General features: G+C 62.9%; 18 protein-coding genes and 1 pseudogene. 11 read left to right on the forward strand and 8 right to left on the reverse strand.

Going from position 1 to position 23,978, the window contains the following annotated elements; genetic code table 11:
• Positions 1-60 precede the first annotated feature (60 nt).
• The 4 genes from B9A23_RS17555 to B9A23_RS17570 are packed head-to-tail and all read left to right on the forward strand — an operon-like array spanning position 61 to position 4,767.
• Positions 61-1,416 carry an MFS transporter gene (locus B9A23_RS17555; RefSeq protein WP_254895178.1) on the forward strand — a complete coding sequence of 452 codons (1,356 nt, stop codon included), beginning with the start codon at positions 61-63 and terminating at the stop codon, positions 1,414-1,416.
• Positions 1,413-3,041, forward strand: coding sequence for a GMC family oxidoreductase (locus B9A23_RS17560; RefSeq protein ID WP_084280363.1), 1,629 nt, complete (start codon positions 1,413-1,415; stop codon positions 3,039-3,041). The genes B9A23_RS17555 and B9A23_RS17560 overlap by 4 nt, the downstream gene beginning before the upstream one ends.
• A gap of 11 nt (positions 3,042-3,052) precedes the next feature.
• A complete protein-coding gene (locus tag B9A23_RS17565) occupies positions 3,053-4,540 on the forward strand; it encodes an aldehyde dehydrogenase family protein (RefSeq protein ID WP_084280364.1) in 1,488 nt (495 codons plus the stop codon).
• A gap of 11 nt (positions 4,541-4,551) precedes the next feature.
• Positions 4,552-4,767 carry a hypothetical protein gene (locus B9A23_RS17570; RefSeq protein ID WP_084280366.1) on the forward strand — a complete coding sequence of 72 codons (216 nt, stop codon included), beginning with the start codon at positions 4,552-4,554 and terminating at the stop codon, positions 4,765-4,767.
• A 7-nt stretch (positions 4,768-4,774) separates the two neighbouring features.
• On the opposite strand, the gene B9A23_RS17575 is transcribed toward B9A23_RS17570, so the two are convergent.
• Positions 4,775-6,049, reverse strand: coding sequence for a LysR family transcriptional regulator (locus B9A23_RS17575; protein ID WP_254895179.1), 1,275 nt, complete (start codon positions 6,047-6,049; stop codon positions 4,775-4,777).
• Positions 6,050-6,207: 158 nt separating this feature from the next.
• On the opposite strand from B9A23_RS17575, the gene B9A23_RS17580 reads away from it, so the two are divergent.
• On the forward strand, positions 6,208-7,347 hold the full coding sequence (locus tag B9A23_RS17580; protein WP_084280369.1) for an acyl-CoA dehydrogenase family protein: 1,140 nt from the start codon (positions 6,208-6,210) through the stop codon (positions 7,345-7,347).
• 385 nt (positions 7,348-7,732) lie between these two features.
• Here B9A23_RS17580 and B9A23_RS17585 read toward each other — a convergent pair whose 3' ends face one another.
• Both B9A23_RS17585 and B9A23_RS17590 read right to left on the reverse strand, forming a co-directional pair.
• Complete coding sequence (locus B9A23_RS17585) at positions 7,733-8,920, reverse strand: CaiB/BaiF CoA transferase family protein (RefSeq protein WP_084280370.1); 1,188 nt, start codon at positions 8,918-8,920, stop codon at positions 7,733-7,735.
• 72 nt (positions 8,921-8,992) lie between these two features.
• Positions 8,993-9,727, reverse strand: coding sequence for a FadR/GntR family transcriptional regulator (locus B9A23_RS17590; RefSeq protein ID WP_084280372.1), 735 nt, complete (start codon positions 9,725-9,727; stop codon positions 8,993-8,995).
• Between the two features lie 129 nt (positions 9,728-9,856).
• Here B9A23_RS17590 and B9A23_RS17595 point away from each other — a divergent pair, with 129 nt between their 5' ends.
• Both B9A23_RS17595 and B9A23_RS17600 read left to right on the forward strand, forming a co-directional pair.
• On the forward strand, positions 9,857-10,606 hold the full coding sequence (locus tag B9A23_RS17595) for an electron transfer flavoprotein subunit beta/FixA family protein (RefSeq protein ID WP_084280374.1): 750 nt from the start codon (positions 9,857-9,859) through the stop codon (positions 10,604-10,606).
• A complete protein-coding gene (locus tag B9A23_RS17600; protein WP_084280376.1) occupies positions 10,603-11,532 on the forward strand; it encodes an electron transfer flavoprotein subunit alpha/FixB family protein in 930 nt (309 codons plus the stop codon). The genes B9A23_RS17595 and B9A23_RS17600 overlap by 4 nt, the downstream gene beginning before the upstream one ends.
• Before the next feature lie 289 nt (positions 11,533-11,821).
• Here B9A23_RS17600 and B9A23_RS17605 read toward each other — a convergent pair.
• Positions 11,822-12,277 (reverse strand): annotated as a pseudogene (locus B9A23_RS17605) (IS3 family transposase); the annotation flags it as partial.
• A 73-nt stretch (positions 12,278-12,350) separates the two neighbouring features.
• Positions 12,351-13,880, reverse strand: a complete 1,530-nt coding sequence (ltrA, locus tag B9A23_RS17610; protein ID WP_176218039.1) for a group II intron reverse transcriptase/maturase — start codon at positions 13,878-13,880, stop codon at positions 12,351-12,353.
• A 267-nt stretch (positions 13,881-14,147) separates the two neighbouring features.
• Here ltrA and B9A23_RS22890 point away from each other — a divergent pair, with 267 nt between their 5' ends.
• The 4 genes from B9A23_RS22890 (at position 14,148) to B9A23_RS17625 (ending at position 17,717) form a co-directional block, all read left to right on the forward strand.
• A complete protein-coding gene (locus tag B9A23_RS22890; RefSeq protein WP_254895181.1) occupies positions 14,148-15,038 on the forward strand; it encodes a GntR family transcriptional regulator in 891 nt (296 codons plus the stop codon).
• A gap of 85 nt (positions 15,039-15,123) precedes the next feature.
• Positions 15,124-15,255, forward strand: a complete 132-nt coding sequence (locus B9A23_RS22375) for a benenodin family lasso peptide (protein WP_118074434.1) — start codon at positions 15,124-15,126, stop codon at positions 15,253-15,255.
• Positions 15,256-15,321: 66 nt separating this feature from the next.
• A complete protein-coding gene (locus tag B9A23_RS17620; protein WP_084280382.1) occupies positions 15,322-15,999 on the forward strand; it encodes a lasso peptide biosynthesis B2 protein in 678 nt (225 codons plus the stop codon).
• Entirely contained in the window at positions 15,996-17,717 is a 1,722-nt protein-coding gene (locus B9A23_RS17625; RefSeq protein WP_084280383.1) for an asparagine synthase-related protein, read from the forward strand. Before B9A23_RS17620 ends, B9A23_RS17625 begins: the two co-directional genes overlap by 4 nt.
• A gap of 52 nt (positions 17,718-17,769) precedes the next feature.
• Here the strand turns inward: B9A23_RS17625 and B9A23_RS17630 are convergent, their stop codons facing one another.
• The 3 genes from B9A23_RS17630 to B9A23_RS17640 form a co-directional block, all read right to left on the reverse strand.
• Positions 17,770-19,794 (reverse strand): Atxe2 family lasso peptide isopeptidase, encoded by a 2,025-nt coding sequence (locus tag B9A23_RS17630; protein WP_084280384.1) that lies wholly within the window; start codon positions 19,792-19,794, stop codon positions 17,770-17,772.
• A complete protein-coding gene (locus tag B9A23_RS17635; RefSeq protein ID WP_176218041.1) occupies positions 19,788-22,724 on the reverse strand; it encodes a TonB-dependent receptor in 2,937 nt (978 codons plus the stop codon). Before B9A23_RS17635 ends, B9A23_RS17630 begins: the two co-directional genes overlap by 7 nt.
• A 286-nt stretch (positions 22,725-23,010) precedes the next feature.
• The gene (locus tag B9A23_RS17640) at positions 23,011-23,973 is read right to left on the reverse strand and encodes a FecR family protein (RefSeq protein ID WP_084280387.1); all 963 of its coding nucleotides are present in this window, start codon (positions 23,971-23,973) and stop codon (positions 23,011-23,013) included.
• Between the last annotated feature and the right edge of the window lie 5 nt (positions 23,974-23,978).

A 23,978-nucleotide genomic window follows, 5' to 3' on the forward strand; every position in this document is an offset into this window, starting at 1 on the left:
AATGATATGTCGATAAATGAATGAAGTGGTCGTAAACGACCCGATGATGAGGAGAATGCCTTGGCGGTCGTCCCAACAGAAGGCAGCAGCCCCAAGGGTATGCTGGACGACCTTCCCATGTCGCCCTTCCAGATATGGTCGGTTCTGATGATCGCCGCGACCGTCATTCTTGACGGTCTGGACAATCAGATGCTGGGACTTGCCGCGCCTTCCCTGCTTAAGGAATGGGGCATTGGGCGCGAAGCGCTAGGCTCCGTATTCGCGCTCGGCTTCGTCGGGATGGGCATCGGTACACTGACGTCGGGCTGGCTTGGAGACCGTTTCGGAAGGCGCGGCGCGCTCATTATCGGCGTCGCGATTTTCGGCGTGGCGACACTGCTCACCGGCTTTTCGACTGCCCTGTGGCAGGTCGCCACATTGAAGACGCTGGCCGGTATCGGCCTGGGCGGCGTACCCGGCACGGCCAGCGCCATGATCGCGGAGTTTACGCCTGTCCGCTGGCGCAGTGTAGCCGTCACCTCCGGCGTCGTGTGCGTGTCGATCGGCGGAATATTGGGCGGAATAGCCGCTGCGCTGATCCTGCCCGACCTTGGCTGGCGCTGGCTCTTTTACATCGGTGGCACGGTCACGATGATCTTCGTGGCCTGGCTCTCGTTCATCCTGCCTGAATCCCCTCGCTATCTTGCGGAACGGCCCGATCGCGCCGCCGAACTGGACCGCATCCTGCGCCGGATAGGCCATCCCGATCCGGCATCAGTCGCGCATGTGCCGCTCGCCGCCGGGGAAGCACCCCGTTACGAACCCATGCGCAACCTGTTCGGCGAAGCGCTGCTTCGCGACACGCTGGCCCTGTCGGCCGTCATGTTTTCGGGCATGTTCATGATCTATCTCATGTTCAACTGGGCGCCAACCATGCTGACCAGCACGGGATTTGGCCTACAGACCGCCAGCCTTGGCCTGACCAGCTTCAATGTCGGCGGCACGATCGGCGCGATGATTGCGTCGCTCGCCATCATCCGCTTCGGGTCGCGCCCGGTGCTCATCCTGATGGCGATCGTCGGCGCTGCCGTATGCGCCACGCTTGCCCTGCTTCCCATCAGCGGCGCACGTAACGAAGCCGCCGTCCTTGCCTGCCTCGGCGCGCTTGGCCTGTTCGCCAGCGCCGCGCAATCGGCCACGTTCGCGGTCGGCGCGCACGCCTTCCCCACCGGTCTGCGTGCGCGCGGCCTTGGTCTTATGGGCGCGGCGGGCCGGGTCGGCGCAATCGTCAGCGCGGTCGCAGGCGCGCTGCTGATCGACGGCGGCAATCGCGGCTTCTTCGGCGCGCTCGCCGTCCTGATGCTGGTCAATGCTTTGAGTTTCATCGCGGTGCGGAGTCATGTGCCCGCGCTCGCCCGCAAGGACGCAATTTTATGAGCGACAGCTTGGACTACATTGTGATCGGCTCCGGTTCGGCAGGAAGCCTGATGGCAAATCGCCTGTCCGCCGATCCGGCCAACCGCGTCGCCCTGATAGAGGCGGGACCGTCCGACAGGAAATGGCCGGTCAATCTCAAGACCGCCATGCCGGTCGGCAATATCTTCTTGTTGCCGCACGAAAAATATAACTGGAAACAAGCGCTGACCGGCAACGCAGCCATCAACAATCGCACGATCAACTTCCCGCGTGGAAAACTGTTCGGCGGATGTAGCGCCATCAATGGCGGCGTCTATATTCGCGGGCAAAAGGCCGATTATGACGCCTGGGCCAGGGCGGGCAATGATGGCTGGTCCTATGACGATGTCCTGTCCGCGTTCAAGGCCGTCGAAAATTACGCCGGTGCCGACAAGCCATGGCACGGCAAGGGCGGCGAACTGGATGTGCAAAAACCCAAAAGCTGGAACCCCGTCAGCGCCGCCATCATTGATGCCGCCGAACAGGCGGGCCATCATCGCAACGATGATTTCGCCGGCGATCGGCAGGACGGCTTTGGCCGCTACGACCTTAACCAGCGCAACGGCACCCGCCTGTCGAGCGCCCGCGCCTTTCTCCACCCCGCACTCAAACGCCCAAACCTCACCGTGCTCGATGAAACGATGGTCCGGCGCATCATCTTCGACCGGGGCCGCGCCGTGGGGCTGGAGATCGAGAAGAACGGCGCGCGCAGCACTATCAGGGCGCGGCGGGAGATCATCCTGTGTGCTGGCGCGACCAACTCTCCGCAACTGCTGATGCTGTCGGGCATCGGGCCGCAGGATCATCTGCGCGATATGGGGATCGACCTTGTCCATCACCTGCCCGGCGTTGGCGCGCATTTGCAGGACCATCCCACCGTTCATGTCGCGATGGAAAACCCGTCGGCGGAATCCTATGCCGTGTCGGCCAAGGTTCTGCCGCGCATCCTTGCCAGCCCGTTCAAATATCTGCTCAAGCGCGAAGGTATGCTGGCGTCCAACGTCGCGGAAGCTGGCGGCTTCCTGTGTACCGATGGAACCGGGCGTCCCGACATACAGATCACTTTCCTTGCCGGATTGAAGCTGGACGCACGGTCCGTACCCCGTCGTCACGGTTACATGGGCCTTATTCAGTTGCTGCGCCCCAAAAGCGCGGGATCGGTGCGCCTGGCCAGCAACCGGCCGGAGGACAAGCCAGTCATCGACCCCAATTTCTTTGCCGATCCCTACGACATGAAGACGATGATCGCCGGTTTCCGCGAATGTCGCCGCATTTTCGCCCAACCCGCACTGGCTGCGATGACCGGCGCGGAGATCGAACCGGGTGCGCAATATCAAAGCGACAGCGAGATAGACGCTGCCCTGCGCAAGATCGTCAATACCGCCTATCATCCGACCGGCACCTGCAAGATGGGACCGGACAGTGACCCGATGGCCGTTGTGGACGGTCGCCTGCGCGTACGCGGCGTGTCGGGCCTGCGGGTCGTCGATGCCTCGGTCATGCCGGAAATCATCAGCGGCAACACCTCCGCCCCCACCATGATGATGGCGCAGCGCGCCGCGGCATTCATCCTGGAAGACGCCGTCACATCCAACATCGCCGCCTGAAAGAGTCCGTCATGAAACAGCTCATCATCCCCCCCCGCCCCGCCCTGCTCGACGCCCCGCATCAGGACATGCTGATCGGTGGCAGACGCGTTCCCGCGTTGTCGGGCAAGCGGTTCGAAACTCGCAATCCCGCCACTGGCGACCTGCTGACCACCGTAGCGCAGGGTGGCGCGGAGGATGTCGATCACGCCGTCAAGACCGCCCGCGCTGCCTTCGAAGGACCATGGCGGCGGATGAAGCCGGTCGAACGCCAGCGTATCATGCTGCGCCTCGCCGATCTGGTGGAGGAACATTTTGAGGAACTGGCGATGCTCGACACGCTGGACCTTGGCGCGCCCTACAGCCGCACTTTCATGGGCAAGGCGCGCGCGGGCGCGCTGCTGCGCTATTATGCCGGTCAGGCGACGCTGATCGCGGGCGAGACAATCGACAACAGCGCCATGGGCGACGTTCTTTCCCACACGCTCAAGGAACCGATCGGCGTGGTTGCGGCCATCAACCCGTGGAACGGGCCAATCGGCATGTCGGTGTGGAAGGCCGGGCCGGTCCTTGCTTCGGGCTGCACCCTGGTCATGAAGCCCGCCGAACAGACACCGCTATCGGCGCTGCGCTTTGGCGAACTCTGCCTGGAAGCGGGCGTGCCCGACGGCGTTATCAATATTCTCACGGGCCTGGGTGACGCAGGCGCGGCGCTCTCCAGCCACCCTGACGTCGACAAGATCGCCTTCACCGGCTCCACCGGGGTTGGCGAAAAAATCCTCCACGCCGCCGCCGGGACGATGAAGCGCGTCACCGTCGAACTGGGCGGCAAGTCGCCCAACATCGTTTTTGCCGACGCCAATCTGGACAAGGCCGTCCCCGCCGCCGCCATGGCCGTTTTCGCCAACGCCGGGCAAATCTGTTCGGCGGGCACGCGCCTGTTCGTGCAGAGCGCAATCCACGATGAATTCATGGAGCGTCTGGCCGCTTATACAAAGACGATCAAGGTCGGTGATCCGCTCGACCCACAGACCCAGATCGGCCCCGTCGTGTCCGCGCCGCAGATGGACAAGATCCTCGATTTCATCGCCAGCGCCAATAATGAAGGCGCGCGCCCGCTGACCGGCGGCAACCGCATCACCGGCGCGGGCTATGATGCGGGCTTCTTCATCGAACCCACCATCTTCACTCATGTCGCCGACGACATGACCATCGCGCGGGAGGAGATTTTCGGCCCGGTCCTGTCCGCCTTCACATTCGACACGATCGAGGAAGTACTGACCCGCGCAAATGCCACCGAATTTGGTCTGGGCAGCGGCGTGTGGACCCGCGACCTGGCGACGGCGCACGCCATGGCGCGTGGTATTCGCGCCGGGTCCGTATGGGTCAACTGCTACCAGATGCTCGACCCCGCCGTCCCCTTCGGCGGTTATCGCATGAGCGGTTTCGGCCGGGAGTCCGGCGCGCACCATATCGAGGATTATCTTGAGACCAAGGCGGTCTGGATCATGCTGGACTGAAAGGTCACGCCATGCGGGATAGAAGCAAGACCGTGCATCTGGACGAGGAGACGATCCTCCAGATGCAGCGACTGGCGACCAGGCGCACCGATGAAGCGCTCAATGCCCGGTTCGGTATCAGTTATAATACATGGCGCAAATTGCTGGCGGGACAACCGATCCGGCCCTCGCTCGCCGTTCGGCTGACCGGCCGGATCGCTGCACTCAACGCCGCAGACCAGCGATAGGGCGCCGTCACACCCAGCGCGATTCCCGTAAATCGGGCGCCGCGCCCGCTATCCGCTCGCCTTTGGCTGCCTCGCTCAGCATGTCCAGAAAACGCCGCTGGGTCGCGGTCGGGCGCCAGCTGCGCCGGGTCGTGATCCCCACCACGCGCTTGCTGCCTTCCAGCGGTGGCCCGATCTGCGTCAACAGACCGCTGCGGATCTGGAGCGCGACCTGATCGGGTGACAGCAGGGTCAGGAAATCCCCTTCCGTCAACAGGCGTCCGATAATCATCACCGATCCGCATTCGACCGGAGTGGCCGGCATCTTTCCCGTATCGAACAGCTTTTCCCATTGTTCGCGCAGCGGCGAATTGGTCGGCGCGACGATCCAGGGATATGCGGCCAACTGCGCCATCGTCGGCTTGTCCACCCCGGCCAGCGGATGCTGCCTACCCGCCGCGATCACCAGCCGGTCCTCTGACAAGGGCAGTTGATACAGGTCCGCAATCTCGAATGGTCGCAGAGCGCCGACGACCATGTCGATCACTCCATCGCGCAGCGGCTCGACCAGCTCGCGCCAGCTTCCTTCGAGCACCTTGAACGCCGCGCGCGGATCGCTCCGCGCCATCCGCGCCATCGCCGCGGGCACCAGATAGGGTCGCGCCAAAGGCAACGCGCCGAAGGCGATAAGTTCGCTCCCGCTCCCGCTATCACGTCTGATGTCGGCCAACGCCGCGACGATCTCCGCCACGGCCAGCCGCGTGCCGCGCGCCAGCCGCTTGCCAGCTGGATTGAGCCACACCGCCCGCCCCCGCCGCTCGACCAGCTTGCCGCCGATCATCTGCTCCAGGTCGCCTACCGCGCGATGCACCGCCGTCTGCGACAAGGCGCCGCCATGCGCCGCGGCCGCGAATCCCCCCGCCTCCGCCAGCGCCAGAAAAGCGCGCAGCTGCGTCATCGTCATCAACCGCTCAGGGTATTGGAATACGCCCGACAAGCCCTTGGCCGCGTATGACAGATGGTCGAGCGCTGCGCGCGCCCGCTCTATCACGATTTCGCCCATCGCCGTCGGCACCATGCCACCCGACCGCCGCTCGAAAAATGTATAGCCAAACTGCCGCTCCAGCTTGGCCAGTCCCTGTGTCAGCGCAGGTTGCGACAGGCTGACTACATCGGCCGCAGCCGTGATGCTGCCATGCTCGCGGATCGCCAGCAGCGCGCGCAGATGGCGCAGATTGAGGTCGAACGGATCCGTCGCCATCCCGCTTGCCCTTGCTATCCTCCATCCGCGCGCCATGTCCATGGGACCGCGTCATTCCTAAAGGACAACTTCCCTAAAGGACAGCCTCCGCCGCCACGGATGCATAAAAATTCAATGGACCGACCATTATCTCAATGGTAGGACCATTGTCGAGAGACACATGCAGCGTCTCAGGGATTCGAATAAGAAGGAGGCACCCCGTGGACTTTGAACTGCCCGACGACATCAAGGAATTTTGCGATGTCACCCGCGCCATCGTGCGCGACCTTTTGCCATATGAAGCAGAATTTCAGGCGACCGGCAAAGTCCCGCCGATCGTGCGGCAGACGCTGGTCGACAACGGCTATTTCGGCCTGTCCCTGCCAGAGGAATATGGCGGCCTGGGTCTCGGCGCGCTCGCGCAGGCGGCAGTACAGATCGAACTTGCCCGCCTTCCTCCCCAATTCTGGACAGAACTGCGTCCGCTGATGGGTCCAGCCGCGCGCAACATCGTCTATCATGCGTCGGAAGCACAGAAGCAGTTGCTGATCCCCGGCATGGTATCGGGCGAAATCGGCATCGCTTTCGCCCTCACTGAACCCAACAGCGGATCCGATCCGGGTTCGATGCGCACCACCGCAACCCGCAATGCCGACGGCTGGGTCATCAACGGTTCCAAGACCTATATTTCCAACGGCAAGAACGCCAAATATGTTATCGTCTATGCCTATACGGACAAGACGGCAGGGCCGCGCGGGGGCATCTCAGCTTTCCTGATGCCCGCCGATACGCCCGGATTTGCCGTCACCGGCACCATCGAACTGATGGGCACCGCGACGCCCGGCGTCTATGAATTGACGTTTGACGAGTGTCAGTTGCCCGCCGACGCGCTTTTGGGCGAAGAAGGACGCGGCTTCCATTACGCGCTCGAAGGGTTGAACGAGGGTCGCATGAATGTCGGCGCGACAGCGGTCGGCATGGGCGAATATGCGCTGGAACTGGCGATCGAGGAATCGAAGCAGCGTCCCGCCTTCGGCGGCGTGATCTCCGATTTCCAGGCGATCCGCCACTATATCGCTACCATGGGGACCGACATGCGCGCCGCTCGCCTGATCCTGCTCGACGCCTGCTGGCGCTACGACCAGGGCGAGAAAAAGCGCGAACTCGCCTCCATGGCCAAACTGTTTGCCACCGAAGCGGGCAGCCGTACCGTCGACACAGCGGTCCAGATCTTCGGCGGCTCCGGCTATTGCCGAGGCTTCGCGATCGAACGGCTCTATCGCGACATTCGCATCACGCGGATCTATGAAGGGTCGTCGGAAATCCAGAAGAACACGATCGCGCGGGAGTTGTTGCGGTAATATAGTGTGGGCGGGAGAGGTGATGACTGCTTCCCGCCCCACATCTGGTTAAGCGCCAGAATTCAACATTACGTCAGCTTTTACCCCCGACTTGATCCGAGATGACGCTTTTTTCGCGAAGATAAGGCGGGATACCGGATCAAGCCCTGCATGACGACAGGAAAATGGCAATGATCGCCATCTCCTCCTGTCCTATACCCCCGCCCAGATGGCATAGTCACCCTTGGCTCTTTTCCGCTGTCCGTCCCCATGCTCTCCGTCCGCACAGGCGTGCCCGAAAGTTTCGCAAAAATCTCCTGTTGCGAAATCAGCGCCACCAAGAGCCGGGACTAAACAGCTAGAGCCTGCAACGGTGTGAACTTCCCACTATTCACAAGGGCGCGGTTCAGCCCAGATCGCCGCGCGCCCGCAGCGCCGCGACCGCCTCCGCGCTGACGCCCAGTTTGGCCAGCACGTCTGCGCCATGCTCGCCTAGCCGCGCGACATGGTCCCGCGCCTCGACCCGCGATCCACTCATGCGGAAGGGCGGGTTGGGCACCTTGAACACGCCTGCGCCGTCATGCACTTGCGCAAAAGCGCCCCGCGCCGTCAGTTGCGGGTCGTCGAGCAGTTCGTCAATCTCCCGATAGCGGGCGCATGGCACACCATGACGAGCCAGGATCGCCTCGGCCTCCTCCGCACTGCGCCCCATGGTCCACTCTTCGGTCAGCGCCAGCAGCGTCGCCCAATTGGCGTTGCGATCCGCATTGGTCAGGAAGCGCGGGTCGTCGCGCCATTCGGGGTGGCCGACCGCGTCGGTCAATTGTTCGAAGTTGCGCGGACTGGTCGGCGCGACCATGATGAAGCCGTCGCTGGTCTTGAGCGGTGTATAAAGCGGCCGCCGCGCATCGCCCGGAAACTGCGCCTCCTGCGTTTCGAATACCAGCATGCCCACCATCGCTTCCAGCATCGACAGGTCGATATGCTGCCCCTGCCCCGTCCCCTCCCGCTGATAGAGCGCCGCCTGAATCGCGCCGAACGCATGGGTGCCGCCCAGCACGTCGGCGATGAAGATGCCGCTGGTCGCGGGCCGATCCGCACCATCCTGATAGCGCAGGTTGACCATGTCGAAACCGCTGGCGGCATGGATCACCGGCGCATAGGCCGGGTGCAGCGCCTTTGGCCCGGTCTGGCCATAACCGGAAATGGAGCAATAGATGAGCCGCGGGTTGATCGCCGCCAGCGCCGCGAAATCCAGGCCGAAGCGTGCCATGACGCCGGGCCGGAAATTCTCGACCAGCACGTCGCAGGTGGCGACCAATTGCTTGATGAGCAGCAGGATTTCGGGCGATTTGAGATTGCAGGCGATCGACTGCTTGCCTGCGTTGAGCGTCCCGAAATAGGCGCTGTACCCGTCGCGCTTGGGTGGCCGCGCACGGACCTGATCGCCCTCCAGCGATTCCACCTTGATGACTTCCGCGCCAAGGTCCGCGAGCATGCGGGTGGCAAAGGGTCCGGCCATGACGCTGGTAAAATCCAGCACCCGCACGCCATCCAGCGCGCCGCCCATCGTTGTAGTGGAATTTTCCGCCATATCCTCAACCCACCCTATCGGACCAAATATTCAATGGTCCTACCTATTGCACGATGGGGACGGCGCGGTCAATCAGCCGCTGGCGGCGGCCTTGCTATTCTTGCGGACATGGCGATGCACCCGCTCCAGATGCTTGCGCATTTCCGCGACGGCGGCCTCCTCATCCCTTGCCCGCAAATGCCGAACCAGCTTGAACCGGCTCTCGATCAGCGATTGCTGCAACGTTTCATAATCGGGTCCGCGAACAAATTCATGCAGGATCGCCGACAGCGAGTCCACGAATATGCCGAAGATGCGGTTCTTGGTCGCCCGCGCCAGCACGGCATAATATTCCACGGCGCAGGCATAGCGCGCCTCGACGCTGGTTTCCTGCCTGGTCCGCTCGGCAATCGCCTCCAGTTCGGTAAGGTCGGTTTCCGTGGCGCGCGCACACGCCAGACGAACGATGATGTTCTGCAACGCCAACCTTGCCTCGGTCAGTTCGCCCAGCGAAATGTCGCCCAGATGGACATAATCCTGCATCGCCTGCACGATCCGGTCCGGCTCCGCGGTCTGCACGAACGCTCCGCCCTTCGCCCCCTTCACATTGCGAATGATCCCCGCGACCTCCAGACTGCGCAACGCCTCGCGCAGCGCGCTGCGGCTGACCTGAAATTCCACTGCCAGTTCGCGTTCAGCCGGCAGCTTGTCCCCCGCCTTGAGCGTGCCCGCCGCCAACTGCTCGCGAATCTGCTCGCATATCACCTCGAAAGCGCGGCGCGTCTTGATGGGGGCGAAATTGGATTTGGTCGATGGGGACGATGCCATGAAACGCGCTCCGAATGGGACGATCAAACTATAGCCCCAGCCGCAAAAGGCGCAATGGCAGGACCGAAGGCTATTGACAGAACGACATCATGGATTATTGGTCGGACCATTGAGGTAGCGGAGCAAGCCATGAAGATCCTTGTGCCTGTTAAGCGGGTGATTGATTACAATGTGAAGCCGCGCGTTAAGGCGGACGGGACGGGAGTTGATCTTGCAAATGTGAAGATGAGCATGAACCCGTTTGACGAGATTGCGATCGAGGAAGCGATCCGTCTGAAGGAAAAGGGCGTTGCGACCGAGGTGGTCGCGGTGTCTATCGGCGTGGCCAAGGCGCAGGAGACGCTGCGGACTTCGCTGGCGATGGGTGCCGACCGGGCGATTTTGATCCAGACCGACGAGGATGTCGAGCCGCTGGGCGTGGCCAAATTGCTGGCCAAAGTGCAGGAAGAGGAAGGCGCTGGCCTGATCATCCTGGGCAAGCAAGCGATTGATGATGACAGCAACCAGACGGGTCAGATGCTGGCGGCACTGCTGGGCCTGCCGCAGGGCACGTTCGCATCGAAGGTCGAGGTTGCCGATGGCAGCGTTTCGGTAACCCGCGAAGTCGATGGCGGGCTGGAGACGGTGAAGCTGTCGCTGCCCGCGATCATCACCGCCGACCTGCGTTTGAACGAGCCGCGCTATGCCTCGCTGCCCAACATCATGAAGGCCAAGTCCAAGCCCTTGGCCCAGAAAATCCCCGCCGATTATGGGGTGGACATCAGAGCCCGGCTGGAAACGCTCAGGGTCGTCGAACCATTCAGCCGGATGGCGGGCGTGAAGGTCGCCGATGTCGACGAACTGGTCGCCAAGCTCAAGGCCATGGGAGTAACCGCATGAAAACGCTGGTATGGGTTGAACATGAAGGTGGCGCGGTCAAGGACGCAACGCTCTCAGCCGTCACCGCTGCATCGCAACTGGGCGAAGTGCATCTGCTGGTCGCTGGTGAAGGCGTCGGCGGCGTGGCCGATGCCGCCACGCGGATTGCGGGCGTGGGCAAGGTGCATGTCGCCGACGATGCGGCCTTTGGCCATGCGCTGGCGGAGAATATCGCACCGCTGATCGTGGAATTGATGGGGCATCATGACGCCTTCGTCGCGCCGGCCACGAGCAACGGCAAGAATATTGCGCCGCGCGTCGCCGCACTGCTGGACGTAATGCAGTTGTCGGAGATATTGTCGGTCGAGAGCGACGGTACGTTCACGCGGCCCATCTATGCGGGCAATGCAATTGCGACGGTCCGCAGCAAGGACGCCAGGAAGGTCGTCACCGTACGCGGCACCGCGTTCGAGAAAGCGGCGCGGGACGGCGGTTCGGGCGTGGTCGAAGCGGTGGCGTCGACCGGGGACAAGGGCTTGAGCAGTTTCGTCGGCGCGGAGATCGCCAAGCTGGAGCGTCCCGAACTGACCAGTGCGAAGATCATCGTGTCGGGCGGCCGAGCATTGAAGGACCGGCCGACGTTCGAGGAAGTCATCTTCCCGCTGGCCGGCAAGCTGGGCGCTGCGGTCGGTGCGAGCCGGGCGGCGGTGGACGCAGGCTATGTGCCCAACGATTATCAGGTCGGGCAGACCGGCAAGATCGTGGCCCCCGAAGTCTATGTTGCGGTCGGCATTTCCGGCGCCATCCAGCATCTTGCCGGAATGAAAGACAGCAAGACCATTATTGCCATCAACAAGGATGAGGACGCACCGATTTTCCAGGTGGCCGACATCGGGCTGGTCGGCGATCTGTTCAAGATCGTGCCGGAGCTTACGGACAAGCTTTGATATTAGGTAAGGCAATCTTCAAGCTAAAGGGAATCCATGCCCTATGACATTGTCAATCGGCCGGTCTGTCTGCGGCGATCCGACTGAATCAGCTTGCTGGTAAAACGGGTCAGGAATGTGCCGTATGTGTCGTGGATAAGGCTCCGAAATCGCGGCGCATATCCTGATGGACTTCAGTTGCAAGCATAGTACGCTCAGGCGACCGGCACAAAACCGTTGCAAGTCCACCTAACCATTCGGATGGACATGTGAGCTGCTGCCGGTTTGATGGACACCGAGATAGGCTCATTCAGGCTACCCCAGCGTTTCGTTCGAAGTCGATGGGGCTGATGTACCCCAGGGTCGAGTGACGCCGGGTCGGGTTGTAGAAGCATTCGACGTTGTCGAACACGTCTGCCTTGGCCTGGGCCCTCGTTCGGTAGACCTTCTTTCCGATCCGCTCGGTTTTGAGCGAGGAGAAGAAGCTTTCCATGGCGGCATTATCCCAGACGTTGCCGGACCGGCTCATCGAGCAGGTGACGCCATTGTCGGCCATCAGCCGCTGGAACTGTTCGCTGGTATACTGGCTGCCCTGGTCTGAGTGATGCAGCAAGGCGTCCGGCTTACCGCGCCGCCAGATCGCCATGATCAGCGCGTCGGTGACGAGCTGGGCGGTCATGGTGTCGCTCATCGACCAGCCCACCATCCTACGGGAGAACAGGTCGATCACGGCCGCAACGTAGAGCCAACCTTCAGCCGTCCAGAGTGGAGTAGGAAGCGCATAAGCGCTTCCCCTCCCCGAACCGTACGTGCACCTTTAAGCGCATACGGCTCTCTATTCAACCTTGGCCCAAGGCCATGGCGACATCATGATAGCGGGAGGTGACGGTGTTTCGGAGCTCGTCCCGATAGATGTAGGGATTTCGCTCCGGATTCCGCCACCGGAACTGCATCTTCTGGCTTGTGACCAGTCGTCGCAGCGCCTTGCCGACGGCATTGCCCTGATTGCTTCGACCGTAGACCAGCCACGTCTTCGATTGGCCGGTTTCCGGCATGCGGTACCATTTACGCATCAAAGGCTTGATACGGGACCGGTACTTCTGCGCCAACCAGTGCGCCATTTTCCAGAACACGACGGTGTCGATGCGCCGGAATGTGCGCGCCGTGAAGTCGGTGAACCTGTAGAACGCAGCCCATCCCGCCAGCTGGCGGTTCAGGCCGTCGATCATGTCCACCGCGGCAACCTCATGATTGCCGGAGAGTGCCTCGACCAATCGGCGAGCGAAGGTCTTGGCCTTCTCCTTGGGTATCGTCGAGACCACGGACATGCGTCCGCTCGATCCCCGCCTGCGGATAATCCGATGCCCGAGGAACACGAACCCGTCGTCGACGTGGGTGATATGGCTCTTGTCCATATTCAACGTCAGCTTCAGGTCGTCTTCCAGAAAGGCCCGGCATTCCTCGCGGATGGCCTCGGCATGTGCCTTGGTGCCCTTGACGATGACAACGAAGTCATCGGCGTAACGGCAGTAGGCGACAGCACGTTTCCATTGCCGGTTCTCGCGAACCGTGATGGGGCGCCCCTGCTGGATGCCGAAGTTCCATGCCCAGCGATCCTTTCGCGCCTTGTCGTTCAGGTATTTCGCTTCCAGCCACGCATCAAACTCATGGAGCATGATGTTGGACAGGAGCGGCGACAGCACGCCGCCTTGCGGTACACGTTCGCTTGAGGCGACGAACAGGCCACGGTCGACGTGGCCCGCCTTCAGGAATCGCCAGAGCAGATCAACAAACCGATCATCCCGGATTCGCCGCCGAACGCAACGAAGCAGAAGCCGGTGGTGGACCGTATCGAAGTAGCTCGCCAGATCACCTTCGATGATCCAGCGGCCCCGCGCTCCGGCACCACTATCCTGCAACTGTATCTTCACGGTCCGGACAGCGTGATGCACGCTGCGTTCCGGCCTGAAGCCGTAGGAGAGGCGATGGAAGTCGCTTTCCCAGATCGGCTCCATGGCCATCAGCATCGCGCGCTGGACGATGCGGTCTTTCAGGGTCGGGATACCAAGTGGTCGTTTCTTGCCATTGGCTTTCGGGATATAGATTCGCCTGACCGGCTGCGGGTGATAACTCCCCGTCAGCAAGTCCGTTCGCAGACTGGCCAGCTGTTCTGCCAGTACGGCCTGCATCCGTCGCTTGTCCATTCCGTCGATGCCCGGCGTATTGGCGCCACTCGACGCCAGCACGATCCGAGCCGCCTCGGCAAGCCACGCCCGATCGGCAATGAGCCGGAGAAGGCGATCGAACTTGCGGTTCTGGTCGCTCTCGGCCCACGTCGCGAGCTTGTGCTGCATTTCGCTGATTATCAAAGGTCTTCACCTCGTTTGGTCAGGTAGTTTGCACTTCAAGCTGATTGAATTGTCCCCCTTCGCCATGTGACAGGCTTTCCCTGTCGCGGACTACTACGGGGACTCCGCCAGCATGGTGGACATCGGGGCCAACTCCCTTGGCATTCCATCATGCCTTCCCTCGTTCATATGCTGGACTTTCGCGCGCTGGGGAGGCTGCCGGTCGCAGTCCTTGACCTTGCGTCCCGCAAGTCGATGCCGATGCCATGGCCTGGCTGCATTCTCTCTATGGCTCCATGGGGACGGGCTACATTTCCGGCCACATTCGGATGCCGCCGACATACGTCTCCGGCGCCATCATCAGCATTCCGCCTGTTAAGCCGTGTAGGCGAAGGCGACATTTCAGCCCTCGGATGCGGATTAACCGGTTCGTGTTCCTCAACCTTCCAGCGCTACAGCCTCGGGGACCATCTTGGCGTAACGGCTTCGCCTCAATCCCCTTTACCTGCGGGCTACGTCACCCTGCCAGTTGACGGCAGGTCACCGCCGCTTGGGCTCATAGCAGAACGCATCTATGACGCCTTGCGCGCCATGATCCTGTCCCGCGCATTCATGCCGGGTGACAGGCTCGATCCCGCAGTCATCGGCCAACAGCTCTGTGCAAGCGTCACGCCTGTGCGCGAGGCTCTGCATGTGCTGTGCGGCGAGCAGCTTGTCGTGACCCATCGCGCCGGCGGCTTCTTTCTTCCGACGCTGGACGAGCCAAGGCTCAAGGACATGTACACATTCAGTAACGAAGTGCTGGGCCTTGCGCTCCGCCTCTGGCGGCCATGGACGATCGTGGACTGGGACCGGATTGCCGAGCGTCGGACAGCTTATGCCGAACGCGTCGCTGAAGCATTCGAGGGAGTGGCACGCGCTTCGGTCAACTCGGAGCATGGTCGGGTCATGGCCCTCCTCAACGCACGCCTCCATGCCGTTCGCATGATTGAATCGGCCGTGCTGGAAGGCTCCATCGCTGAAGTGCGCGACATCGAATGCGCGCTGGACAGTGGCGACAAGGATCAGCTGCGACGGTTGCTTGGTGCCTACCACCGTCGGCGCATTCGCAGCTCTGCCGAGATCCTGCACGCCCTGCACCGCCCGGCGAGTCCATCCGCGCCAACAATCGGCATATAGAATTCGTATAAATTTCAGATCCAACGGCGCCTTCCATAGTCTGATCCTGCCGCAATCACGCGGCGAGGTGAAAAGGAGAAGACCGATGGAACGCACGTTCGATCTCGTCGAGGACGTCGAAGACCTGGGCACCGCCAGCATCGAAACGCTCGGCCCTCCGGGAGACCGGATCGAGTTCGGTGTGCTCGCGCAGCTGCCGGGCCTTGATCGCGACTGATCCACTGGCAGGTGCGCAAGGCCTTACTGGCCCGGCGCACCTGCCTTGTGCTTGTGCGAGGCGGACATGACAGCGCCTGGGTCCTATCTTTCCTCATGCCGGATCGCAGCCGGGGTCGGTGTTGCGCGGATCGGCGACAAGGCAGTCGTGCTCGATGTCCGGCATGATCGCTACACGATGTGGAGCGGGTCTTGCGCATCAGCGTTGCTGGACCTGCGCTGTGGCAAGCCGTGTCCATTGTCTCCGGACGACTGCCGCACACTCGAAAGAAACGGCCTGCTGACGAAGGGAGAACGGGACGCAGGACCCTGGCTCACGGCAACAGATATCCGGACGCCGACTGCCAGCGCAGTGGAAGGTCCCGAAGCCGGTCGGTTGCGGCCGCTGCATTTGGTAGCGAGCGTCTGGAGCTGCATCCGCGCCAGAATGGATTTGCGCGCGGCACCGCTCCACCAGGTCCTGATCGACATGCCTGCTGCGTCTCGTGGGCGTACGACACGTGACCTTGTGACCCACGCCCGTGCATTCGACCGGGCGCGACGCTGGGCGCCGGTTCGGCCAAGATGCCTCCCCGACGCGCTGGCCTATGTGCGCATGGCAAGGCGCGAGGGCTTTGCAGTCGATCTTGTCTTCGGGGTAAAACTCCATCCCTTCGAAGCCCATTGCTGGGTGCAATCGGGCAGCCTCGTCCTGACCGATCCGCTGGACAAGGTGCGCCGCTTCGAAGGGATACTGGCACTGTGACCGAAGGCTATCTCATCGCATGCGCCCTCGATGGGCAGCCGGATGAGCGACCGGATTCGCGATCGGCCGAAAATCGAGTTCACCGGCTGCCCGGTCCATGGCGCGCACGAAGGTTCGAAGAGCTGACCATTCATGTCTCGCCATCGACCGAACTGCGGCAAATCGGCAGGACTGTGATCATCGGACAGATCTTCGGCGATCTTGCGGTGTTGCAGCGCGCTGATCTTCATCCCGACCTGCTCGTGGCGCATTGCTGGGGCAACTACCTTGCTCTGCACATGTCCAAGAGCGGGCGTCCATCGTGGTTGCTGCGAGCGCCGCTTGGCCATCTCCCAGTCTACACGGCTGCTGTGGCCGGGAAACTGTGGATCTCCTCGCATGTCCCGGAGCTTGCGGCTGCACGCGCTGCAAGGCCCCAGATCGACTGGTCTTTTGTCGCGAACCATCTTGCTTTCCTGCACCTCAAGACCGCGCAGACCGGCCTTATCGGCATCGAAGAACTTCTGGGCGGGCAATGGCTTGATTTTGCCGTGGAGCCGGCGCGGCGTACAATGGCCTGGTCCCCGGGCATGTTCGTGCGGACAGATATCGAGATCGCGGACTTCGCTGACGCCAGCAGGCGCCTTGCCGAGATCATAGACGAGGCTGTCCGGTGCCTGGCAGGCGATGGCGCGGTCCTGCTCGAACTCTCGGGTGGGCTTGATTCCTCGATCATCGCAGCAGCCCTGGCAAGGTGTGAGGGCCAGGGACAAGCGGTCAGCCTTTCGACGGGCTCGGCAGAGAGCGATGAGCGCATCTATGCGCAGGCCGCCGCCGATGCTGCAGGCATCGCACTCACATTGCGCGAAGTCGGAAAATCCAACCTGGTTGGCCCGGCCCGCAGCCGCGAAGCCCGTCCGGGCCTGCCAGCGATCCTCGGCGCTGCCGATGCAGTGCTGTCAGAGGAAGGCACGGCGCAAGCGATCACGGCATTCGTCAGCGGTGCGGGCGGTGATTGCGTTTTCGCAACGCCCGACGCTGCCGGGGCCGCAGCGGATGCCGCCAACAGGTCGGGTTGGGCGGCCAGGACCACCTGGCGCACCATCGAGGCGCTGGCCCGCTATCACAACGCCAGTGTCTGGTCGGTCGCTGGCAGGGCCTGGCAGCTGGCACGAGGCGCAAGCGATCCGGGCAGTTGGCCGCGCGCACGCGGATATCTCGCCGATACCGTGCCCCTCCCCGATGCACCGCCACACCCCTGGCTCGCGGAAACCTGCAGCATGTTGCCCGGAAAGCGGGACCATGTTCATGCCATCCTCGCCAGCCTCGCCCACGTCGACGGTTATCCTCGCCACACCATAGCCCCGACACGGTTTCCGCTGCTCAGCCAGCCCGTCGTCGAGACTGCCTTGCGCATACCAAGCTGGCTCTGGGTCGAGGGCGGGCAGGACCGGGCCGTAGCCCGTGCTGCGTTTGCAAACCGTCTGCCAGACCTGATCCGCAATCGACGCAGCAAAGGAGCACTCGATGGCTATGCCCTGGCTGCGATAGAGCAGCAGGCGGAAGCGCTTATGCCGTTTCTGCTCGATGGCCATCTCGCGCACCAGGGCCTGCTCGATCTGGCCAGAGTGGAGAGCGCGCTACGGGAGAAGGCAAGGCGCGCCGATCCTCGGGCACATCTTCTTCTGCCGCTGATCGACACCGAGGGCTGGCTTCGCGCATGGCTTGGCGACCCTTGAGTTGCTGACCGGCGCAATCGTTCAGCAATGGCGATGGCGGACCGATGAGCGTTCAGGGCTTCATATCCCGCCAGCGTTGCCAGGATGCCGGATCAGCAGGCTTGCTGCCCGCGTCTCCCAGCAGCCAGAACCTGAACCAGTCGAAGTTGCGCAAGTTGGCCGCCAGCTGGTGACGCGGTTGCCACTTGAGGTGCATTTCACCGGGAAAAGCCCAGAGTTCGACTGGTTTCCCGGCGTGCTGCAGCCGCGCAAGGAGCTCGACGTTGGCGCGATACTCCTGTTCGGGCAATTGCATCAGCAAGGGCACCGAGATGCGGTCGGCATTAAAGGAAGGGGATACGCGCCTCCACCCGGCCTGATCCGTATCGGGATCACCCAGGCCCCAGGCCGACTTGAGCATGGCGGGCACGTCGCGCCCCGCGACGGCATTGAACCAGTAGTAGGTTGGCGTCACCATGACGTTGGCTACGGCTGCGACCTTCAGCAACTTTGTGTGCATGGCGAGCCAGGCTGTGACTTCGCCGCCGAAGCTTACCCCGCCCATGCCGACGCGCGAGGCATCGATCCTGCCCTGCCCGGACAGTTCTCCGATGATCGCCGCGATGGCGCTGGCAGCGACCCTGTAGGCTTCGACGTTGTCCCCGCCGCCCGCCAGGCCGGGATCACGATTGATGCACAAGGCCGCGATCCCCGACGCCGCGAGATCGCGTAAGGGATACTCGTCCCCCGTCCCGCCGCGCAGATACCCCTCGCAGGAATAGTAGGTAATGAACAGCGGCACTGGTCCGGCATGGCCCGGCGGTAGAGCCAGATAGCCCGAGAACGTTCGCCCTGCGCCGTCTTGCCAGACCTGCCGGTCGAAGCGGATGACGGGGTTCTCGAGCGGCGCATTGGGCGCCCTGAGGACCTGCTCTCGGCGTGATGCCAGATCAATCGCCACCACGCGTGGTGGCGCGTTGGCCGAAGACGCTACACAGATGAGCCTCCGGGTCGAAGCTGCGCAGGCCTTGCCGTTGTCTCCGCCATTGCGTTCGCCCGAACTCTGGAACACCTCCTCGACCTGCCCACTGGCCGGGTCCCATCTTGCCAGTGTGCTGCCACCGTCGCGATTGCGGGTTTCGAAAATCAGGGCATTGTCCGTGCCAGCCCAGACGATTGAGCGCGCCCGGGCGGCTTTGCATTGCACGGCTTTGCAGCGCGCCAGTTCCTGCCCCTCGGCATTGATCACGGCCAAACGCCACGACAGGCCTTTGGACAGGATAACCGCAATGCCTCTGGCATCGCCCGAGGGCTGGCGCAGGGCGACGTACCAGTCCTGCAATCGTTCGAGCGAGCGCGGGCGGGAGGCGTAATTGCGAGCTTCTTCGGCTGTTGCATCGCGGATTGTCGCGAGGTCTTGTCCAAGCACCTTGAGCCTGGGCTTGCCCGCGGCGATGACGCCGCCTTGCTCGAACCAGGCACCCTGGAGACGTCCGCTGGCCCAGCGGCCATCGATGCGATCGCCACGATACAGCGGCCGTTGCGGGTCGACCGACGCATCGATCCGCGTTCCGCTATCGTACTCGGCCTGCTCGGCTGCCTCGATCGCGGCGCGCTCCGGGCCAAACCCGAGCAACCATGCGTTGCCACCTGCAAGCGAGATCATGTCCCTGACATTGCCAGCCTCGCTGGTAACTTGCGCAGCGCCTGAACCATCGGTCGCTGCCCTCCAGACCTGGACTTGCCCGCCTGCGATCTTGCGGAACAGCACGGTTCTGCCATCGCGCGTCCACTGCGCGCTTGAAGCCAGGGGAAAGCCGTTGAGCCATTCGATTTCGCCAGCATCGGCGATGCGTCTGGCAGGCACTGAACCGTCAGACGGCGCCACCAGCCATGCGACTTCATAGTCATTGCGGTCGACCGAGGCGCGGTACTCGCGCCAGAGGGCAAGCGTGCCATCCGGCGAAATGGACGGGCTGTCGATCCGCGTGATTTCTATGGCGGGCCGGATCCCGGCCCCGTCCGCAGCCTGCGCTGCGAACGGGACCAGGGCGGCCAGGGCAAGCGACAGCGGGGCTGGATGCCATCGCTTCACCATGACTTGGTCACCTGAACTGCGACAAACCGTCCGACCGCGCTTGCCTGCTCGGGATCGAAGCCTGCTGCGCTGAACGGGGTGCGATTGTTTACGTAAGGCGGGTCGCGATCGAACAGGTTGGTGATGCTCAAGGCGAAGCGCGTGCCCGCCATGGCCCCGGCTTCCTCTCCGAACCGTTTGGAAAGCGTAAGGTCGACAGTCGTCCAGCTTGCAACTGACTCGACCGGTGCCACTGCAGTATTGCGATAGCCCGCCATGTGATTGACGAAGGCTGTGGCCCCGAAACCGTCCTGTTCGAACCCGGCGCGCCCGCGCAAACGATAGCGCACCGGGTTGCCGATCGTCCCCAGGGCTTGCGTGCGCGGAGCAGCCGACGTCAACTGCTGCGTCTGGTGAAACAGCCAGCTCCCCGATGCACCAAGTGAAAGCGCACCTCTGGCCGTCTCGTGGCGATAATTGAGATCAAAATCGATCCCGTCGAGATGGTTGCGTGCGAGGTTGGCGTTGCGCGCATCGATCACGTAGCGGATCGAGCCTGCAGCAATGCCGAAGGGATTGCTGAAATCGGGGCTCGCATAGAAGCTTGCCACTTGCGCTGGCGACGGATTGACCGTGATCAGCGGCTCGTAACGCGACCGCTGGGCCAGGAATGTGAAAGCATCGACCGCGGGATTGAAGATGCGATCCTTGTAAGAAATGTCGAAGTACGTGGCGCTCATCGAAAGCCACGGGATCGCAGGCGGTTTGAAGTCAAAACCTGCCGTCCAGGTCCGCGCGCGTTCCGGTCCGATCCCCGGATCATTGCCGAACAAGGCAATGACATTGCTGCTGCCGGAGGGCGAACCGGGGTCTGTAACGGGTATCGGCACGACCTGGCTGAGCCCCGGGCCCTGGCGCACGTCGAAGAAGTCGGGTGCACGAAACGAGGTGCCATATGACCCTCGCAGCGCAAGTCCCTGCACCGGCTCCCACGTCAGTCCGGCCTTGGGATTGGTCGTCGTCCCGAAATCCGAGTAGCGCTCGATGCGTCCTGCCACCGACAGGTCGAACCGATGCACGCCTGCAATGCCCTGCCCAGGACCGACCAGCGGTGCACGAAGTTCGGCAAATCCCGCAATCACGTTGCGCGCCAATGGGTATCCATTGTCGCCACTCGCGACAGGTACGAGCGTTGTCTCATCCGCGAGGCTGCGCGAGCCGTAGCCCTCCTCGCGATACTCTCCCCCGAATGCCAGCGTCAGCGCTCCCCCTGGAAGCGTCAGGAGCGGCCCGTCGAACTTGAGACCGGCGGTCGTCTGGCGCGCTCGCGCACTTGTCCGCGATGATCCGCGCACATAGTCGATCGTGGCTGCGCTGGTGTAAGAGCCGTCACCGAACAGATTGAAGGCCTTGGCCGGATCGGGATCTGCGAGAGCCTGCGCGAGCCGGGCGCGATTGACGAGATTGTCCCGCAGCAGCTCTTCATGCTGGACGCCATGATTGCCGTAAGCCTCGGCCCGCCATGCCCCGAAGCGTGCTTCCAGCGCACCCGCAACCGTCCAGTTGGTGACATGCGAACGATTGACCGTGGCCCCGAGGTCGTCCCGGAAATCATAACCGACGCTTATGGGCTGCCCCGTTCCGATTGGATCGACATAGAACGGGTTGCTCACGGGCACGGTAACCTGCGATCCGAAGACGATGTAACGCTGGTCCGAGCGGCGGTCGGCCGCAAAGCCCTGAAGCCGCATCGTCAGCCACGACGACAGGTCCTGTTCTAGCGCGATAAGCCCTGCGTGACGTCGTGTGCGTGGCAGGATGTCGGTCAGGCGCCGACCGTCGCCAAGATTGCGCACTCCGGCAAGCAGATCGCCTGGCGCAAGTGCCCTGCCATCCTGTCCGGCCGGTATGCCGAAGATAGCGCCGTTGGCTGCAGTTATCGTGCCGGGGTTGGCGAAGGCCTGACGATAGTCAGGGCCCCCAAAGCGGGTAAGGTCCTCTGTTGCGTAATCACGGTCCTGGGCCCCGAGGCGGTCGCGCCGGTAGAACTCGTAAGCCGCCATCAGGATGCCGCTGTTCCAGCGCAGACCTGCCAGCTGACTTGCCTGGACCTCGCTGAAGCCGTCAGCCATGCCCACCCGAAACGATGTCTCGGCACCTTCATATCCGCGCCGCAAGCGTACGTTGACCACGCCTGCAACAGCATCGGAGCCGTAGATGGCTGACGCACCATCTGCGAGGACTTCGATGCGTTCGATGGCACTGGCCGGTATCAGTGAAATGTCGACGATGGAGCTCGCGGCTCCCAGCGCCAGCCGATTGCCATCGACGAGCGTCAGGGTCGAGGTCGTGCCAAGGCCGCGCAGGTTGATGCTGGCACCCGAACCGATATTGGCATTGGCATTGTTCCGCTGGGTAAAGCCGAGCGTGCCTTCATTGGGGCCTCCGCCGAAGTTTTGCGGAAGGACCGATACCAGGTCCTGCACTGTGGCCCTGCCGCTTTCCTCGATCGCCTTTCGGTCGATCGCGATCACGGCAGCGCCCGCCGGCGCCGAACCGCGAATGCGCGTGCCGGTTACCACGATATCGTCAGCCGTGCTGTCTGCGGATGCCCCGCGCATTGGCGTTGACGATCCTTCAGAGCGGATTGCGTAGCCTTGGCTCGTCGCGATGCCCTGAAGCCCTGAGCCTTCGAGGATTTTGCCCAGCGCGCCTGCGAGAGTGTAGGTCCCCTGCACTGCAGGAGCGGTTCGGCCCGCCACAAGCTTGTCGTCTGCGACGATGGTTGCACCGGCCTTGGCGGCAAGATCGTGGAGCGATCGCGCCATGGCCTGCGCCGGCAGGTCCAGCGCAAGGGTATCGGCCTCCTGCGCGCCCGCAGGTGCTGCCGCCACCAAAGGTGCCGCCAGCATTGCGATGACTATGGCATGCGTTGATGTCTTGAACGTCATGATTGCCTCCCTCGCGTCCATCTCAGGGGACGCGCATCGGTTGGGACGACGTCGCGCGAAAACACCCGCCAGAATTCTTTTCGGCGGGCATCGTCGCGGACGGCCCGCAGCCGGTCAGCCGGTCACCCCGTGGTTGTGGAGATCATGCCGAGCCGTCAGCGCGCACCGATCCACCGCCTCCTATCCTCTGTCCGGGAAGCGAATGAGGTCTCTTGCATCCAGAAGATGCCGCTGGTCGGACGGCACGCGGATCATTCATACTGTCCGCGAGGGAGGGCAGGAAGCTTCAGGCCGTGTCGATCACCAGCATGCCGGGGTGCTGCGTCACCCTGATTCCGCCCAGGGCCTCGAGAATGCTCGCAAAGCCTACCGGATCGTCGAGGCGGATGGCACCTGCCAGAGTCCTGTTGGCCAGTGCAGGACTTGCGAGGCGAAGCTGAACAGCATTGCGCGCGTTGAGCAGGCTGACCGCCTCTCCCAGGGATATGCGGTCACCGGTTGTCATTGGAGGTTGTGCAGAAGAGCTTCGCTCGGAGCGATGCTCGGTCCCGGATGGCCCGGCTTCGATCATGTGCGCCCCGCGACCAAGGGTGTGCCGAGCGCCATCGGTGTTCTGCACCTGCACTTGGCCATCTACGACCTCGACGCGCAGACCATTTGCGGCGAGCGCAATATCCACCGTGCCTGCAGCACTGTCGATCCTGGTGCCTGCACTCATGATCTGCATCGCATCCGTGCCGCGCCGGGCCACACGGATACGAACGCGACCGGCATCAATCGTAACCAGGCGGTTAGCGGGAGTGATGTTGGTTCGTGCCTTGCTTGGCCCGTTGAGTGTCAGGGAGCTTCCATCGACAAGCTGCCATGTCCGTGTTTCACCTGTGGCCGTAGTGTATGTCCTGGCCTCAACGGTGGTTCCAACGCCGATTACCGGGTGGTCCCCTGAAAACCGCATTGTCAGCAATCCCATGCCAAGCAACAGGCACGCGCCGACGGCGGCGAGCTGTGTGCTGCGTTGCAGGTGCAACGGTGCACGGGTCAGCTTGCGCTGCTGGCCAAGGGGGCTCTGATCGAGCGCCAGGCTATCGCGCCACGCGCGCTCCACTTCGGCATACGCGAGACGATGTCGCAGATCGCTGGCAAGCCAGGTCTGAAAGCCGGGCGCACGCGCTTGACCGGCGTTCTCGTTGCGCGCCAGCCACTCAGCCGCTTCATCGCGGATCTTGCCGGGAATGGGTTGCCTCGTCACCCGCG

It is taken from the genome of Novosphingobium sp. B1, from assembly GCF_900176395.1.
In the GTDB taxonomy this organism is placed as follows: domain Bacteria; phylum Pseudomonadota; class Alphaproteobacteria; order Sphingomonadales; family Sphingomonadaceae; genus Novosphingobium.

What these genes read in the sequence shown, in the direction of transcription:
- B9A23_RS17560 (WP_084280363.1), top strand. Translation starts at nt 1,413, where the DNA reads ATGAGCGACAGCTTGGACTACATTGTGATCGGCTCCGGTTCGGCAGGA.
- B9A23_RS17565 (WP_084280364.1), top strand. Translation starts at nt 3,053, where the DNA reads ATGAAACAGCTCATCATCCCCCCCCGCCCCGCCCTGCTCGACGCCCCG.
- B9A23_RS17570 (WP_084280366.1), top strand. Translation starts at nt 4,552, where the DNA reads ATGCGGGATAGAAGCAAGACCGTGCATCTGGACGAGGAGACGATCCTC.
- B9A23_RS17575 (WP_254895179.1), bottom strand. Translation starts at nt 6,049, where the DNA reads ATGGACATGGCGCGCGGATGGAGGATAGCAAGGGCAAGCGGGATGGCG.
- B9A23_RS17585 (WP_084280370.1), bottom strand. Translation starts at nt 8,920, where the DNA reads ATGGCGGAAAATTCCACTACAACGATGGGCGGCGCGCTGGATGGCGTG.
- B9A23_RS17590 (WP_084280372.1), bottom strand. Translation starts at nt 9,727, where the DNA reads ATGGCATCGTCCCCATCGACCAAATCCAATTTCGCCCCCATCAAGACG.
- B9A23_RS17595 (WP_084280374.1), top strand. Translation starts at nt 9,857, where the DNA reads ATGAAGATCCTTGTGCCTGTTAAGCGGGTGATTGATTACAATGTGAAG.
- B9A23_RS17600 (WP_084280376.1), top strand. Translation starts at nt 10,603, where the DNA reads ATGAAAACGCTGGTATGGGTTGAACATGAAGGTGGCGCGGTCAAGGAC.
- B9A23_RS22890 (WP_254895181.1), top strand. Translation starts at nt 14,148, where the DNA reads ATGGCTCCATGGGGACGGGCTACATTTCCGGCCACATTCGGATGCCGC.
- B9A23_RS22375 (WP_118074434.1), top strand. Translation starts at nt 15,124, where the DNA reads ATGGAACGCACGTTCGATCTCGTCGAGGACGTCGAAGACCTGGGCACC.
- B9A23_RS17620 (WP_084280382.1), top strand. Translation starts at nt 15,322, where the DNA reads ATGACAGCGCCTGGGTCCTATCTTTCCTCATGCCGGATCGCAGCCGGG.
- B9A23_RS17630 (WP_084280384.1), bottom strand. Translation starts at nt 19,794, where the DNA reads ATGGTGAAGCGATGGCATCCAGCCCCGCTGTCGCTTGCCCTGGCCGCC.
- B9A23_RS17635 (WP_176218041.1), bottom strand. Translation starts at nt 22,724, where the DNA reads ATGACGTTCAAGACATCAACGCATGCCATAGTCATCGCAATGCTGGCG.